The organism is Thioflexithrix psekupsensis, from assembly GCF_002149925.1.
In the GTDB taxonomy this organism is placed as follows: Bacteria; Pseudomonadota; Gammaproteobacteria; order Beggiatoales; family Beggiatoaceae; genus Thioflexithrix; species Thioflexithrix psekupsensis.
In genome coordinates, this window is sequence record NZ_MSLT01000012.1 from 73,005 (window position 1) to 85,547 (window position 12,543).

A 12,543-nucleotide genomic window follows, 5' to 3' on the forward strand; every position below is an offset into this window, starting at 1 on the left:
TTAACACATCAGGCGCGTAAACAGATATTTTGGTGAGTCCGTAGGGGTACAAGCACAAGGATAAAAACAATGGAGACGCAACCGCTACAAAATTCTGAATGGTAGCGGCTCGACACCCGTTTCTGTCTCAGTGGAATCGAATGTGGTATTGGTACTAACTTTCAAACAGTCGGAAGGGTTTTTCTTTATCCATTTTTCAAGCGATTCACCTCACTTTCATTGACACCAAATAATTTGGCGATTTGCTCCACAGAAAAACCTTGTTGAATAGCCAGTTGAAGACGTTCTAATTTCTCTTGCTCTTTACCTTTCTCAACCCCACGCTGTTCTGCTTCTAATGTGGCTTCTTGTACTGCTTCTTGAACAGCGGTATCAATGACGTTTTTTAAGTCACGATAATATTTAAGCGAGTTTTCATAATCTTCAAGTTGTTGCGGATTAAAGCGTGCAATTTCAGCAACCGTAAAGGCTTGTTCAAATATCTCTTCTCTTAGATCAGCGGGAATATCATCAAAGTTCTCTAAGTGCTTGATAAAGTACAACCATTTGTCAAAATGCGTTTGTAGTTCCTCAAGCTTTTTCTTAAAGCGGGGCATTTCAATGAAAATGAAAGTCAATTTATCGTAAAATATTTCACAAACGTCATTACGCAACTGAATATTTTGCAAATAATGCTCTCCATTTTTATGATCATCAAACACGAAATCTAATAATGCAATGCAATATACAGGCTGTAATTGGTAATCCCATTCGCCACGTTCGGCCTGTTCTCTAATGGGAAAGGTGGCGTAGAAAACGCTACGATCTTTGAAAAAGTTCTGTTTGGCTTTTTGCAACTCAACAATGAATTTATGACCGTCTTGGTTTTCACAATACAAATCAAAAATCGCTTTACGGTCTAATTCACCAGAACCCAATTGCTCACCCTTTTTATAAAACAAATCCTGTATTTGATGTTTCGCGGGTAAAAGCTGATTCAGAAAATCAATTAATAAATGTTTATTCGCCTCTTCACCAAATAGTTTCTTAAACCCAAAATCGGTGAATGGATTGATATATTTTGCTTTGCGGTGGTTTTGCATTAGCGATGACTCTCTTATACCAAAATTATGTGAGATATAAAAACAAATTAAGTTTTAATATCTAGCTAGATATTAGGTATAAGATACTGTTTAATTTTATTAAACTTAAACACTTTACCTGACAAAAAGGTCTCAAACATACTAGTGACTTCTTTAAAGCTTGATAGACGATGAAAATTCTTTCTGACCCAATTCTTACCTTGAAGCCAAATATCCTCGACTGGATTTTGCTCTGGGGCATTGGGCGCAAATCTTAATAAACGAACTTTCCATTCTGATTCTGGAAGTCCCCCATTTAATTTCTCTAAATAAGTTCTTAAACCTTCAGAACGATGATAACTTGCACCATCCCAAATAATCACATGACGGGCTTCTTTATATCTGTAAATGAGCCAGTTAATAAAGTCTATCGTATATTTTGTATCAGCTTTCTTTGCCCTATCTAAAATAAATTCTCCCGTATAAATATTCACCGCTCCATACCACGTTTGAGAAGTGCGATAATTACTCATCTTTATTGACGTTCTTTCTCCTTTTTTCGACCAAACATAACCACAAATATCTCCCCACAACTGATGGCTTTCGTCTTGCATCCAGTACATTACCTCTCCACTTTCTATCTGTTCACGCTCCTTATCTATTAAATCCTTAATCTCTTTTTTTTTAGCTTCTACTTTTACCTCATCTTTTGCCGAATTCTCTTTGTGTGTCTTCTTATAACTTAAATTCGCTTCTTCTAATAATTTAGTATAAGAAGTATTTGAAGAATAGAAAACATCATACTCCTCTTTTAAGTATCTCTTTAGTTCCTCTATTGTTATTGTCTTCTTTTCTTGTATCCAATTAATCACATCTTCTCGTTCACGCGGCTTTAAATACCCTGGCGAGCCTTTATACGCTAACTTTAATCCTTCCACCCCTGACGCTAAATAAATGGCTTTCCATTTATCCACAAATTGCACACTGACACAACACGCTAAAGCCGCTTCCGCACGCACAAAACCAAGCAAAGACATTCTTACTGCCATCGCTCGCTTCACTTCTCTCGCTTCACCTGTTGACATTAACTCTTCTAAATCTTCATATCTCTTGTTCATTATTCTCTCCTATTTGAAAAGTATTATTATACGACTCTGAAAAAATTGGTATATTAATGCCAAGAAATAAAACAGGGTTTTTCTTTATCCACTTTTCAAGCGATTCACCTCACTTTCATCGACACCAAATAATTTGGCGATTTGCTCCACAGAAAAACCTTGCTGAATAGCTAATTGAAGACGTTTTAGTTTCTCTTGTTCTTCACCTATTTCAATGCCTTTCTCAACCCCAATTTCAATACCTTTTTCAACCCCACGCTGTTCTGCTTCTAGCGTGGCTTCTTGAACAGCGGTATCAATGACGTTTTTTAAGTCACGATAGTATTTAAGCGAGTTTTCATAATCTTCAAGTTGTTGCGGATTAAAGCGTGCGATTTCAGCAACCGTAAAGGCTTGTTCAAATATCTCTTCTCTTAAATCAGTGGGAATATCATCAAGGTTTTCTAAGTGCTTGATAAAGTACAACCATTTGTCAAAATGCGTTTGTAGTTCCTCAAGCTTTTTCTTAAAGCGGGGCATTTCAATGAAAATGAAAGTCAATTTATCGTAAAATATTTCACAAACGTCATTACGCAACTGAATATTTTGCAAATAATGCTCTCCATTTTTATGATCATCAAACACGAAATCTAATAATGCAATGCAATATACAGGCTGTAATTGGTAATCCCATTCGCCACGTTCGGCCTGTTCTCTAATGGGAAAGGTGGCGTAGAAAACGCTACGATCTTTGAAAAAGTTCTGTTTGGCTTTTTGCAACTCAACAATGAATTTATGACCGTCTTGGCTCTCACAATACAAATCAAAAATCGCTTTACGGTCTAATTCACCAGACCCCAATTGCTCACCCTTTTTATAAAACAAATCCTGTATTTGATGTTTCGCGGGTAAAAGCTGATTCAGAAAATCAATTAATAAATGTTTATTCGCCTCTTCACCAAATAGTTTCTTAAACCCAAAATCGGTGAATGGATTGATATATTTTGCTTTGCGGTGGTTTTGCATTAGCGATGACTCTCTTATTAATGCCAAGAAATAAAACCAATGATATACCAAAAAGATAGGGTTCGTAGAATCCTTATTTTGTCAGAATCAAAATTTGCAGACACAATAATTTTCAAAATTTATTCTTACAAGTCGTTTATTTTAAACAGATTTTTTATTCTTTAATTCTGAAAATCCTAAAATTCTGTAAATTCTGATTCTGATAGAAAAATTTTATGAATGACTTAATTTTGGTATAGATCAAAATAAGGAATGGCGTGAAACTCACCTTTAGGATCAGTCCAAACTGAACCGAAAGATGGTAGTTGGGCTGGGGGTGGATCATTTTTCGGATCGCGCTCACTTCCCTGCCAAATAAACCAAGCCATCGCTATGCTCAAAATCAACACAGCAATCCCTACTACCAAAGCAATCCATCTTTTGCGACGTATATTCATTGTCATAAAATTACTCTTGTTCTGCGTGAAAACAAACCAACCAATTCTCTTGCGTCATTGTAAACCATAAGATAATCCATAACGCCCGATAAATCCATACACCTCCTAAAGTCTTACTTTCCCCTTTTTTATTTACACAAAACCGAATTTTGGCATAATATTCACGACACCCATTTGATGCGCGTTGCCTTTTTGGTTGTTTACCCGCGACCAAAATGGAGTAGCCAATCTTGACCGCTGCCATCGGCGTGCGCCTTATAAGCAAATGCTAATAGTACAACTGACGCAGGTTTATAGAAAAAATCCATTTGGTTATTACTTGTTTTTAAGGCTTGTCCGTTCGACAATAGACACGCTAACTCTACACTGCCACCGTAATTCAACAAGAATAACCCAATTAACCTCTGACTTTAGTCAGATTTAACTTTTTCATACCAACTCGATAAAGGACTTTTTATGCGATTAATCTTACTGGGCGGCCCTGGCGCGGGCAAAGGCACACAAGCGAATTACATCAAAGAACGCTACCAAATTCCCCAAATTTCCACCGGTGACATGTTGCGCGCCGCGGTCAAAGCAGGCACAGAATTAGGACTGGCGGCGAAGAAAATTATGGACGAAGGCGGCTTAGTCTCTGACGACATCATCATTGGCTTGGTCAAAGATCGGATTCAACAAGCCGATTGTGTCAATGGCTTTTTACTCGACGGCTTTCCGCGTACGCTACGCCAAGCCGATGCCATGAAAGAAGCCAACGTTCACATTGATTGTGTGGTAGAAATCGCCGTGGATGATGAAGAAATCGTCAAACGCATGAGCGGCCGCCGCACCCATTTGGCCTCAGGACGCACTTATCACGTGATCTACAATCCCCCCAAACAAGACGGCATCGACGATGTGACGGGTGAATCCCTTGTACAACGCGATGATGATCAAGAAGCCACGGTCAGAAAACGTTTACAGGTTTATCACGATCAAACAGAGCCGCTTATTGGCTATTATTCCCAATGGGCAGAAAAAGGCGGCGAAAATGCACCGCGTTATGTGCGGGTGTATGGTATTGGTGCGGTCGAAGAAATTCGAGACCAAATTTTTCAGGCTTTAGAAAAACAATAATTCTTTCTCAATAGAGCCATTCTATTATTTTTTCTCGTTCCCGCGCTTTAAGCGTGGGAATGCCCCGTTATTTAATTTGACTCCAATCATGAGCAATCCACAGCAATTACAAGCCTTACGCCGCGAATATACCCAAGCACGTTTAAATGTCGCAGAAACCCATGCCGATCCCTTTAAGCAATTCAGTAAATGGTTTGAAGAAGCCATGAATGCCGATTTACTGGATATTAATGCCATGACATTAGCCACAGCGAGTCGTGACGGTTATCCGAGTGCGCGAATTGTGTTGTTAAAAGAATTTGATGAAAAAGGCTTTGTTTTTTTCACGAATTATCACAGCCAAAAAGGACACATGTTGGCCGAAAATCCGCGCGCCAGTTTATTGTTTTATTGGGCGGAATTAGAGCGGCAAGTGCGCATTGAAGGGCGAGTAGAGAAAATTTCGCCAGAAGATTCGGATGCTTATTTTCACAGCCGTCCGTTGGGGAGTCAGTTGGGAGCTTGGGCATCGGATCAAAGTCAGGTGATTGATAGTAAAGAAGTCGTAGAGAAAAAATTGCAAGCTCTCACAGAACACTATCAAGATAAAATCGTTCCCAGACCCGAACATTGGGGCGGATATTGTTTGTCCCCGTCGCGTTTGGAATTTTGGCAAGGGCGGCCAAATCGTTTACATGATCGGGTGCTGTATACCCGTCAAACCGAAAACGAAGAATGGCAGCGGGTTTTGCTTGCGCCGTGAGGCATAAAAAATACCGTTCCCTAAAGGGAACGGGACAAGAATGCTGCGTTTACCACACTTTTTGCAGTGCTTTTAACACATCATGACGAGTAATCTGACCGATCACTCGGGCATCATCCAAAACAGGATAAAAACGATAAGGTTTTTCCAAAAATGCCGCCGCCAACTCCATGATAGTCATGTCAGCATCAACGCTTTGTACTTGGGTTTGCATATAATCAGCCACACGTCCCGCCGCTTCTTCGTAATAACCCGCATGAAGAGCCACTTTCATACAATCTTTTTCTGATAAAACGCCAATCAAATTACCATGCTCATCCACCACCGCAGCGGCCGACTGATGCGATTCGACCAACTGCTGGATGGCATGTAAAATGTCGGCATCGGGCATCAGTAAAACAGGCGTTGCTGACATGTGTTCTCTCACTGTAATTTTACGCAAAGACATGATCATTCCTTAGGCAATAGGGTGACAAAATAAGGTGGAAAGAAACATTCTCAACAAGATGACCCCATTTGTAAAGTTTCTTGTTTTTGCTGTGATTCTTAAATGATGCAGCGGGATTTAAAACGCCTAAATCATATCAAAAAATGCCAAAATTTTATGGCGCATTCTCTCCACAAAATTATCCTCATGAACCACTTCTAATGTGAATTGTTGCCCTAAATGCAATTGGGTGGCTTGTTGTCGCTGCACCAGAATCTTACTAATCACGGTTGAAATCTCTGGCGTGCTGGCAATAAAAGGCGCAAAATCCGCTTTGGTAATTTCAAATAAAGTAGTGTCCGTTAACGTGCGAATTGTGGCACTGCGATCTTCGCCCGTTAATAACGCCATTTCACCAAAAAAACTGCCCGATCCTAAACGTGCCACTTCAATTTTTTGTCCTTTATCGGCATTCACCAATACACTCACCACACCTTCAGCAATAATAAATAAAGAATCGCCTGATTGCCCTTGCTCCACCACAATTTTATTCGCGGCTAAATAATGGGCAGAAAGATTAGAAATTAATTTCTGTTTCATTAATGGCGATAAAGGAGTAAAAATATCGATCACATTAATCAGTTGTAATGGATTTTCAATCACTCCTGTTTTCTTAGGCAATTCAGATTGCCAAAAAATGTGTTGTTTTTGAATAGCAGGATAAATGCCTGCTTGATTTAAATTAATCCAAATCTTTAACCATAAAGTATGATTAATCACAGGGCGTTTACTATAATCAGAAAGGCTACAGGCAATTAAATAACACGCAATCCCTTCATTAATTTCTGGGAATAAAACAGCAGGCGCAGGATCGCTTAAAATCCCATCAGAAGTATAGCACGCATCTAATAAAATTTTTCTCACCCGCTCTGGCGAATGGCTGGCATCAATAAACACTTTAACATTCAAGCGATAAGGTGAATTGGGTTGAGAAAAGTTTAATACGGTTGATTCGGCCGCCAAGCTATTGGGAACGCATAATAAAATGTTATTACGTGTTTTAATGCGAGTGCTGCGCCAAGTCATATCAATCACTTGTCCTTCGGGATATTCCTTAATTTGCACCCAATCTCCCACGCGAAATGGCCGCTCTAAATTTAAAGCAATGCCAGAAAAAATATTAGAAATATTTAACTGCACCGCCAAACCAATAATCATGGCTAATATTCCAGAGGTGGCCAGTAAACCTGTAATTTGCCGATCAAAAACAAAAGCAATAATGGCAAAAATAGCCAGCAAATAAATTAAGAAACTGATCATGCCTGTTAATACGCCAGGGATAGGGCGTTGTGTGCGTCTTTCTATGGGTTGCCACACAAATTGCAATAAAGCTGAATTAATAAAAAAGGCAGAAGTGAACCACCATAAAATACTAATCGTTTTCAGTCCTAATTCAAAAAATGATCCAACAGTAAACGCATATTTAGTGAGCGTAATTTCAGCAAAAAATAACAGCGCGTAAATTAAAATGAGTTTGATGAACCAAATTGTTTTTTTCATCTTGGCAATCCCCGTATAATGCTGCTGCATAAACAGCACAATCACTAACATTAAAATAATGCTAGTAATAATAGGAATAAGCCAAAACGTATTGAAATAATTAGCAAAATTAATTTCATCTTTACGCAAAGTCAATGCTAAATTAAACCGAGAAAATTTTAATCCATCACTGGCATTCAAATAATCAGGATGTCCTAGCAAATTTCTATGAATGAAATCCTGAAAAAACTGTACATCATAAACCACCCAACCTAAACTAGGCGATAAGAGGCGTTGTTGTTGATAAATAGCCAACAGTTCTTCAACATAATCCTCAGTTAATCCCATTCCTAACATGTCGGTGACATAAATCAATTCATTATAGCCATAATAACTATTATTAAAACTAACACCTAAATAATGATGATTAAATTCAGGAGGATTTAATAAAAAATCTAACTTAAATTTACCCTTAACATGATAAAGACGATAATTTACATCATTATCAATACGAATGAGTGGTTCGCCTAAAGTCACATTCTCCACCGCATTAATAAATGTGATTTGTTCAGGCTCAACATTTTTATTAAAACGAAACCACAGTTTAAATTCTAATTCTGCGGTTAAATTTTTTACATCGAGATCATGAATGCGCTCTAGTTTAACGCCTGTATAGACAATATTAATTTTTCTCAGATATTCGTTGCCAACTTTGAGAAAATTATCCGTTTGCTGTTTATATTCAAATTCCGCAATATCCTCATTGTTGTCATTGGTGAGTATTTGTAATTGCGCGAAAGCAGGCACTAATTGGCCAGATTCAGGGCGAAATAATGCCATTCTATTGGTCTTGGTGACATCCCCTTGCTCATTGAAATAATTCAGCCCAGTAATTCCATGAATAGCCCGATGTCGATAACGAAAACTGGCGATGCTTTCACGGATTTTTTGGCGATCTGCGGCACGTGTTTTGGTTTTTCCTTCAATTTGGGCTTGTTTTAATGCGGTCACGGCTACGTCAATGGCATCGAAAGCAAAGGCCGCTCGCCAATCGGGTTTTTCTTTATAAGCGAGAATGTAGCGATCTTGAAAAATTTGCAATTCCTGATTGCCCGCTGCGAAAATAAGCGGTGTTGAAATGTACAATTCAGGATGATGCTCACCGCGCTTAAACGATGGCGCAAAAGTTTCCTGAAAAGCAGCACTGGCATAAGCATCCGGTGCAATTAAAGTGACGGTTAATTTTTCTTCAAATAAACGGCTTGCTAAACGCGCACCAAAATCAGCTTGTGTGAATAGAAATAATAATTCTGTGGTCTTATCTTTTTTTAATTGTTCAATCATAAGATCAATTTTTTGATCTAATAAAGTATCTTGACTGTCTATACCAAAATTATGTGAGATATAAAAACAAATTAAGTTCTAATATCTAGCTAGATATTAGGTATAAGATACTGTTTAATTTTATTAAACTTAAACACTTTACCTGACAAAAAGGTCTCAAACATACTAGTGACTTCTTTAAAGCTTGATAGACGATGAAAATTCTTTCTGACCCAATTCTTACCTTGAAGCCAAATATCCTCGACTGGATTTTGCTCTGGGGCATTGGGCGCAAATCTTAATAAACGAACTTTCCATTCTGATTCTGGAAGTCCCCCATTTAATTTCTCTAAATAAGTTCTTAAACCTTCAGAACGATGATAACTTGCACCATCCCAAATAATCACATGACGGGCTTCTTTATATCTGTAAATGAGCCAGTTAATAAAGTCTATCGTATATTTTGTATCAGCTTTCTTTGCCCTATCTAAAATAAATTCTCCCGTATAAATATTCACCGCTCCATACCACGTTTGAGAAGTGCGATAATTACTCATCTTTATTGACGTTCTTTCTCCTTTTTTCGACCAAACATAACCACAAATATCTCCCCACAACTGATGGCTTTCGTCTTGCATCCAGTACATTACCTCTCCACTTTCTATCTGTTCACGCTCCTTATCTATTAAATCCTTAATCTCTTTTTTTTTTAGCTTCTACTTTTACCTCATCTTTTGCCGAATTCTCTTTGTGTGTCTTCTTATAACTTAAATTCGCTTCTTCTAATAATTTAGTATAAGAAGTATTTGAAGAATAGAAAACATCATACTCCTCTTTTAAGTATCTCTTTAGTTCCTCTATTGTTATTGTCTTCTTTTCTTGTATCCAATTAATCACATCTTCTCGTTCACGCGGCTTTAAATACCCTGGCGAGCCTTTATACGCTAACTTTAATCCTTCCACCCCTGACGCTAAATAAATGGCTTTCCATTTATCCACAAATTGCACACTGATACAACACGCTAAAGCCGCTTCCGCACGCACAAAACCAAGCAAAGACATTCTTACTGCCATCGCTCGCTTCACTTCTCTCGCTTCACCTGTTGACATTAACTTTTCCAAATCTTCATATCTTTTGTTCATTATTCTCTCCTATTTGAAAAGTATTATCATACGACTCTGAAAAAATTGGTATAGCTGCCAATGGTGTTGTAATTGGCCGCTTTGTTCGGTGAAGAATTGAGTGAATTTATCGGCTAAATAACGACCATATACTTGTTCATCTGAAATAATAGCCGCGTGCTTTTTTTGGAAAATATGAGTGGCATAATAAGCTAAGAATTTACTTTGTTGCTCATCATTAAATATAACTCGAAAATACCAAGGATTGTCTTTAGTAACATCCACATGGGTGGCTGTCGGCGCAATCACGGGTAGCTGGGCAGTTTTGTAAACTTTACTGGCTGCTATAGACGTGACACTGTTGCCGTGACCAATCACCACCACGGCTTCACTGTCCACTAATTGCTGTGCGGCTTTTTCAGCTAAGGTCGGATCGCCATTATCATCAGCGGTAATTAGCTTGACTTTACGCCCATTAATGCCTCCTTTATCATTCAGCATTTCAAGGTATAATTCAATGCCATTAATAATACTTTTACCCGAACTTTTATGAGCAGCTCCTGCAAAACCAATATAAATTGGATTGGCTGTTTTAATAAAAAACACAAAATAACTGATAATTGCCACAATAATGGTGAGGCTAACCAAAGTAATAGAAACTTTTCGAGAAAATAAATACACGCTCATTCCCCAGAATTAAAGCCAAATAAAAGGATAACAGTTTATTACCTGTTATCCTTAATTTTTTTGATGTATTAAAAAGCGAAAATAATTAAATAATCGGTTGATGCACCGTCACCAATTTAGTGCCATCGGGAAAAGTGGCTTCTACTTGTACTTCAGCAATCATTTCTGGTACGCCTTCCATGACATCTTCACGACTGAGCAATTGACTGCCTTCGCTCATCAATTGTGCCACTGTTTTGCCTTCTCTAGCCCCTTCCATAATGGCTGCGGACAGATAAGCCACCGCCTCTGGATAATTCAGTTTTAATCCTTTGGCTTTGCGACGTTCGGCGAGTAGGGCGGCGGTAAAAATGAGTAATTTGTCTTTTTCGCGGGGGGATAATTCCATGATGGTTTCCACTTTTAATTCATTTTAAAAACTCTGTGATTAATGTAGCATAAAAAATGCGCTATATCATCATGTTCTCCACAACACTAAGCAAAAATAATCTGGACTATCCGCATTTCTACCGCTCCCTGCCTTCCTGCTAGAGGAAGAGATGAGGTTCTCTTGTTAGATTTTAACAATAAAAACAATTGAATTTATTTATTCCAAGTCCCTATTCTTATAAATTCTACTCGACGATTGCGGGCTTTTCCTTCTTCAGTTTCATTGCTGTCTATGGGTTGTTGTTCGCCGTGGGCTTCGACGCGGAGGCGTTGGGGAGCTTGGTTGGGTAGATTGTGGTTGTTGATTAAAAAGGTTTTTACCGACTCAGCACGACGACGCGATAAGTCAAGATTGTAATCCGCTTCGCCGTCGCTGTCGGCATGACCTGCAATGGTGATAATGGCATCCGCAAGCCCATTTTGTAGGGCTGTTGCATATTCTTTTAGTAAGGGGTAAGAATCAGGTTTGATGGTCGCAGAATCGTAGTCAAATAGGATTTTTGCGCCCACTTTAGGCGGATCATTGACAATTTCTTCTACCCCACGCATTGTAGGATTGGGATTAAAACCACGAAAAATAATCGATTTTGGCGGAGCTTGTAAGGCTTGTTCAATGTCGATAGCATTACTGGGGAAATTTAAGGCGGGCGTTTCGGCATAACTGCCCAAAGGAAAAATTAGACTTGTGGTATCAAAAAAACCTAGTATTAACCGATTCCAAAAAGGAGTATCAAAATGAATTTCAATCTGACAAATAAAAACACAACCAGACAATGGAGAGCCTTAATCGCTCTGGATGCAAAGCAGTTTGATATACTGCTGGAAGTTTTTAAACAATCTTATCTCACTTTACAAGGTTCAACACTCAAATCAAGATTGATGAATGATAAAGCCACTTACTGCATTAATAACGAGAGAGAATTATTGTTATTTACGCTAACCAGTTTAAAGCAAAGTTTAACTGATGATGCTTTAGGTGTGATGGCAGGTATGGATGGTTCTCACGCCAAGAAAACGCAGAAATTAGGCTTGCGTATTTTAACTCATGCCTTGTGTGCTTTAAAACATATACCTGCCAGAGACATAGACAATATCGATGATTTTAAAGCTTATTTTTCCGATATAGAGGAGTTGATTATTGATGTGACAGAGCAAGATATACAACGTCCATCGGATAAAGAAATCCAAAAGGAATTTTATTCGGGTAAAAAAAACTCACACAGTAAAGATGTTAGTGATTGTTAATGAACTTAAAGAAATTTTGTATATAAGCCATCCTGTAAATGGTAAATGCCATGATTTTAACGTGTTAAAGAAAATGCTTTCTCCAGATAAAAAATATTTTATTGAGTCTAACATTTTAGTTGATTTAGGTTTTTTAGGTATGGATAAACAATATGATTGTAAATCGGTGTGTCTTCCTCACAAGAAATCCAAAAATAAGCCGCTTACTTTAGAACAAAAAGAGGAGAATAGAATTCTATCTTCAAAGCGTATTGTTGTGGAAAATGCAATTTCTTGATTTTTATGATAAAAT

Annotated in this window: 16 protein-coding genes; 4 read left to right on the forward strand and 12 right to left on the reverse strand. The window is 38.1% G+C overall.

Annotated features, from left to right (window positions below):
* Positions 1–185 precede the first annotated feature (185 nt).
* The 5 genes from TPSD3_RS05440 to TPSD3_RS17235 all read right to left on the reverse strand — a co-directional run bounded on the left by TPSD3_RS05440 (position 186) and on the right by TPSD3_RS17235 (position 4,007).
* The gene (locus TPSD3_RS05440; protein WP_086487574.1) at positions 186–1,082 is read right to left on the reverse strand and encodes an Rpn family recombination-promoting nuclease/putative transposase; all 897 of its coding nucleotides are present in this window, start codon (positions 1,080–1,082) and stop codon (positions 186–188) included.
* A 65-nt stretch (positions 1,083–1,147) separates the two neighbouring features.
* Positions 1,148–2,179, reverse strand: a complete 1,032-nt coding sequence (locus TPSD3_RS05445) for an IS630 family transposase (RefSeq protein ID WP_086486662.1) — start codon at positions 2,177–2,179, stop codon at positions 1,148–1,150.
* Positions 2,180–2,263: 84 nt separating this feature from the next.
* A complete protein-coding gene (locus TPSD3_RS05450) occupies positions 2,264–3,184 on the reverse strand; it encodes an Rpn family recombination-promoting nuclease/putative transposase (RefSeq protein ID WP_086487575.1) in 921 nt (306 codons plus the stop codon).
* Between the two features lie 224 nt (positions 3,185–3,408).
* Positions 3,409–3,627: a hypothetical protein gene (locus tag TPSD3_RS05455; protein WP_086487576.1), complete on the reverse strand. Its 219-nt coding sequence runs from the start codon at positions 3,625–3,627 to the stop codon at positions 3,409–3,411.
* A 194-nt stretch (positions 3,628–3,821) separates the two neighbouring features.
* A complete protein-coding gene (locus TPSD3_RS17235) occupies positions 3,822–4,007 on the reverse strand; it encodes a hypothetical protein (protein WP_140048493.1) in 186 nt (61 codons plus the stop codon).
* 70 nt (positions 4,008–4,077) lie between these two features.
* Here TPSD3_RS17235 and adk point away from each other — a divergent pair, with 70 nt between their 5' ends.
* Both adk and pdxH read left to right on the forward strand, forming a co-directional pair.
* Positions 4,078–4,737 (forward strand): adenylate kinase, encoded by a 660-nt coding sequence (adk, locus tag TPSD3_RS05465; RefSeq protein WP_086487578.1) that lies wholly within the window; start codon positions 4,078–4,080, stop codon positions 4,735–4,737.
* An 88-nt stretch (positions 4,738–4,825) separates the two neighbouring features.
* On the forward strand, positions 4,826–5,479 hold the full coding sequence (pdxH, locus tag TPSD3_RS05470; protein WP_086487579.1) for a pyridoxamine 5'-phosphate oxidase: 654 nt from the start codon (positions 4,826–4,828) through the stop codon (positions 5,477–5,479).
* Between the two features lie 49 nt (positions 5,480–5,528).
* On the opposite strand, the gene TPSD3_RS05475 is transcribed toward pdxH, so the two are convergent.
* The 7 genes from TPSD3_RS05475 to TPSD3_RS05505 all read right to left on the reverse strand — a co-directional run bounded on the left by TPSD3_RS05475 (position 5,529) and on the right by TPSD3_RS05505 (position 11,675).
* Complete coding sequence (locus TPSD3_RS05475; protein WP_176329746.1) at positions 5,529–5,927, reverse strand: CBS domain-containing protein; 399 nt, start codon at positions 5,925–5,927, stop codon at positions 5,529–5,531.
* Between the two features lie 126 nt (positions 5,928–6,053).
* Positions 6,054–8,789 carry a cyclic nucleotide-binding domain-containing protein gene (locus TPSD3_RS05480; RefSeq protein WP_086487581.1) on the reverse strand — a complete coding sequence of 912 codons (2,736 nt, stop codon included), beginning with the start codon at positions 8,787–8,789 and terminating at the stop codon, positions 6,054–6,056.
* Between the two features lie 89 nt (positions 8,790–8,878).
* Positions 8,879–9,406, reverse strand: a complete 528-nt coding sequence (locus TPSD3_RS05485) for a transposase (protein ID WP_176329747.1) — start codon at positions 9,404–9,406, stop codon at positions 8,879–8,881.
* A gap of 55 nt (positions 9,407–9,461) precedes the next feature.
* Positions 9,462–9,911: a helix-turn-helix domain-containing protein gene (locus TPSD3_RS05490; protein ID WP_086487583.1), complete on the reverse strand. Its 450-nt coding sequence runs from the start codon at positions 9,909–9,911 to the stop codon at positions 9,462–9,464.
* A 9-nt stretch (positions 9,912–9,920) separates the two neighbouring features.
* The gene (locus TPSD3_RS05495; RefSeq protein WP_176329748.1) at positions 9,921–10,571 is read right to left on the reverse strand and encodes an ABC transporter substrate-binding protein; all 651 of its coding nucleotides are present in this window, start codon (positions 10,569–10,571) and stop codon (positions 9,921–9,923) included.
* Positions 10,572–10,662: 91 nt separating this feature from the next.
* Complete coding sequence (gene ureA / locus TPSD3_RS05500; RefSeq protein ID WP_086487585.1) at positions 10,663–10,965, reverse strand: urease subunit gamma; 303 nt, start codon at positions 10,963–10,965, stop codon at positions 10,663–10,665.
* A gap of 194 nt (positions 10,966–11,159) precedes the next feature.
* Positions 11,160–11,675: an OmpA family protein gene (locus tag TPSD3_RS05505; protein ID WP_176329749.1), complete on the reverse strand. Its 516-nt coding sequence runs from the start codon at positions 11,673–11,675 to the stop codon at positions 11,160–11,162.
* 66 nt (positions 11,676–11,741) lie between these two features.
* On the opposite strand from TPSD3_RS05505, the gene TPSD3_RS05510 reads away from it, so the two are divergent.
* Positions 11,742–12,251: a hypothetical protein gene (locus tag TPSD3_RS05510; RefSeq protein ID WP_086487587.1), complete on the forward strand. Its 510-nt coding sequence runs from the start codon at positions 11,742–11,744 to the stop codon at positions 12,249–12,251.
* Complete coding sequence (locus TPSD3_RS05515; protein WP_245391531.1) at positions 12,235–12,528, forward strand: transposase family protein; 294 nt, start codon at positions 12,235–12,237, stop codon at positions 12,526–12,528. The genes TPSD3_RS05510 and TPSD3_RS05515 overlap by 17 nt, the downstream gene beginning before the upstream one ends.
* The last annotated feature ends 15 nt before the right edge of the window (positions 12,529–12,543 follow it).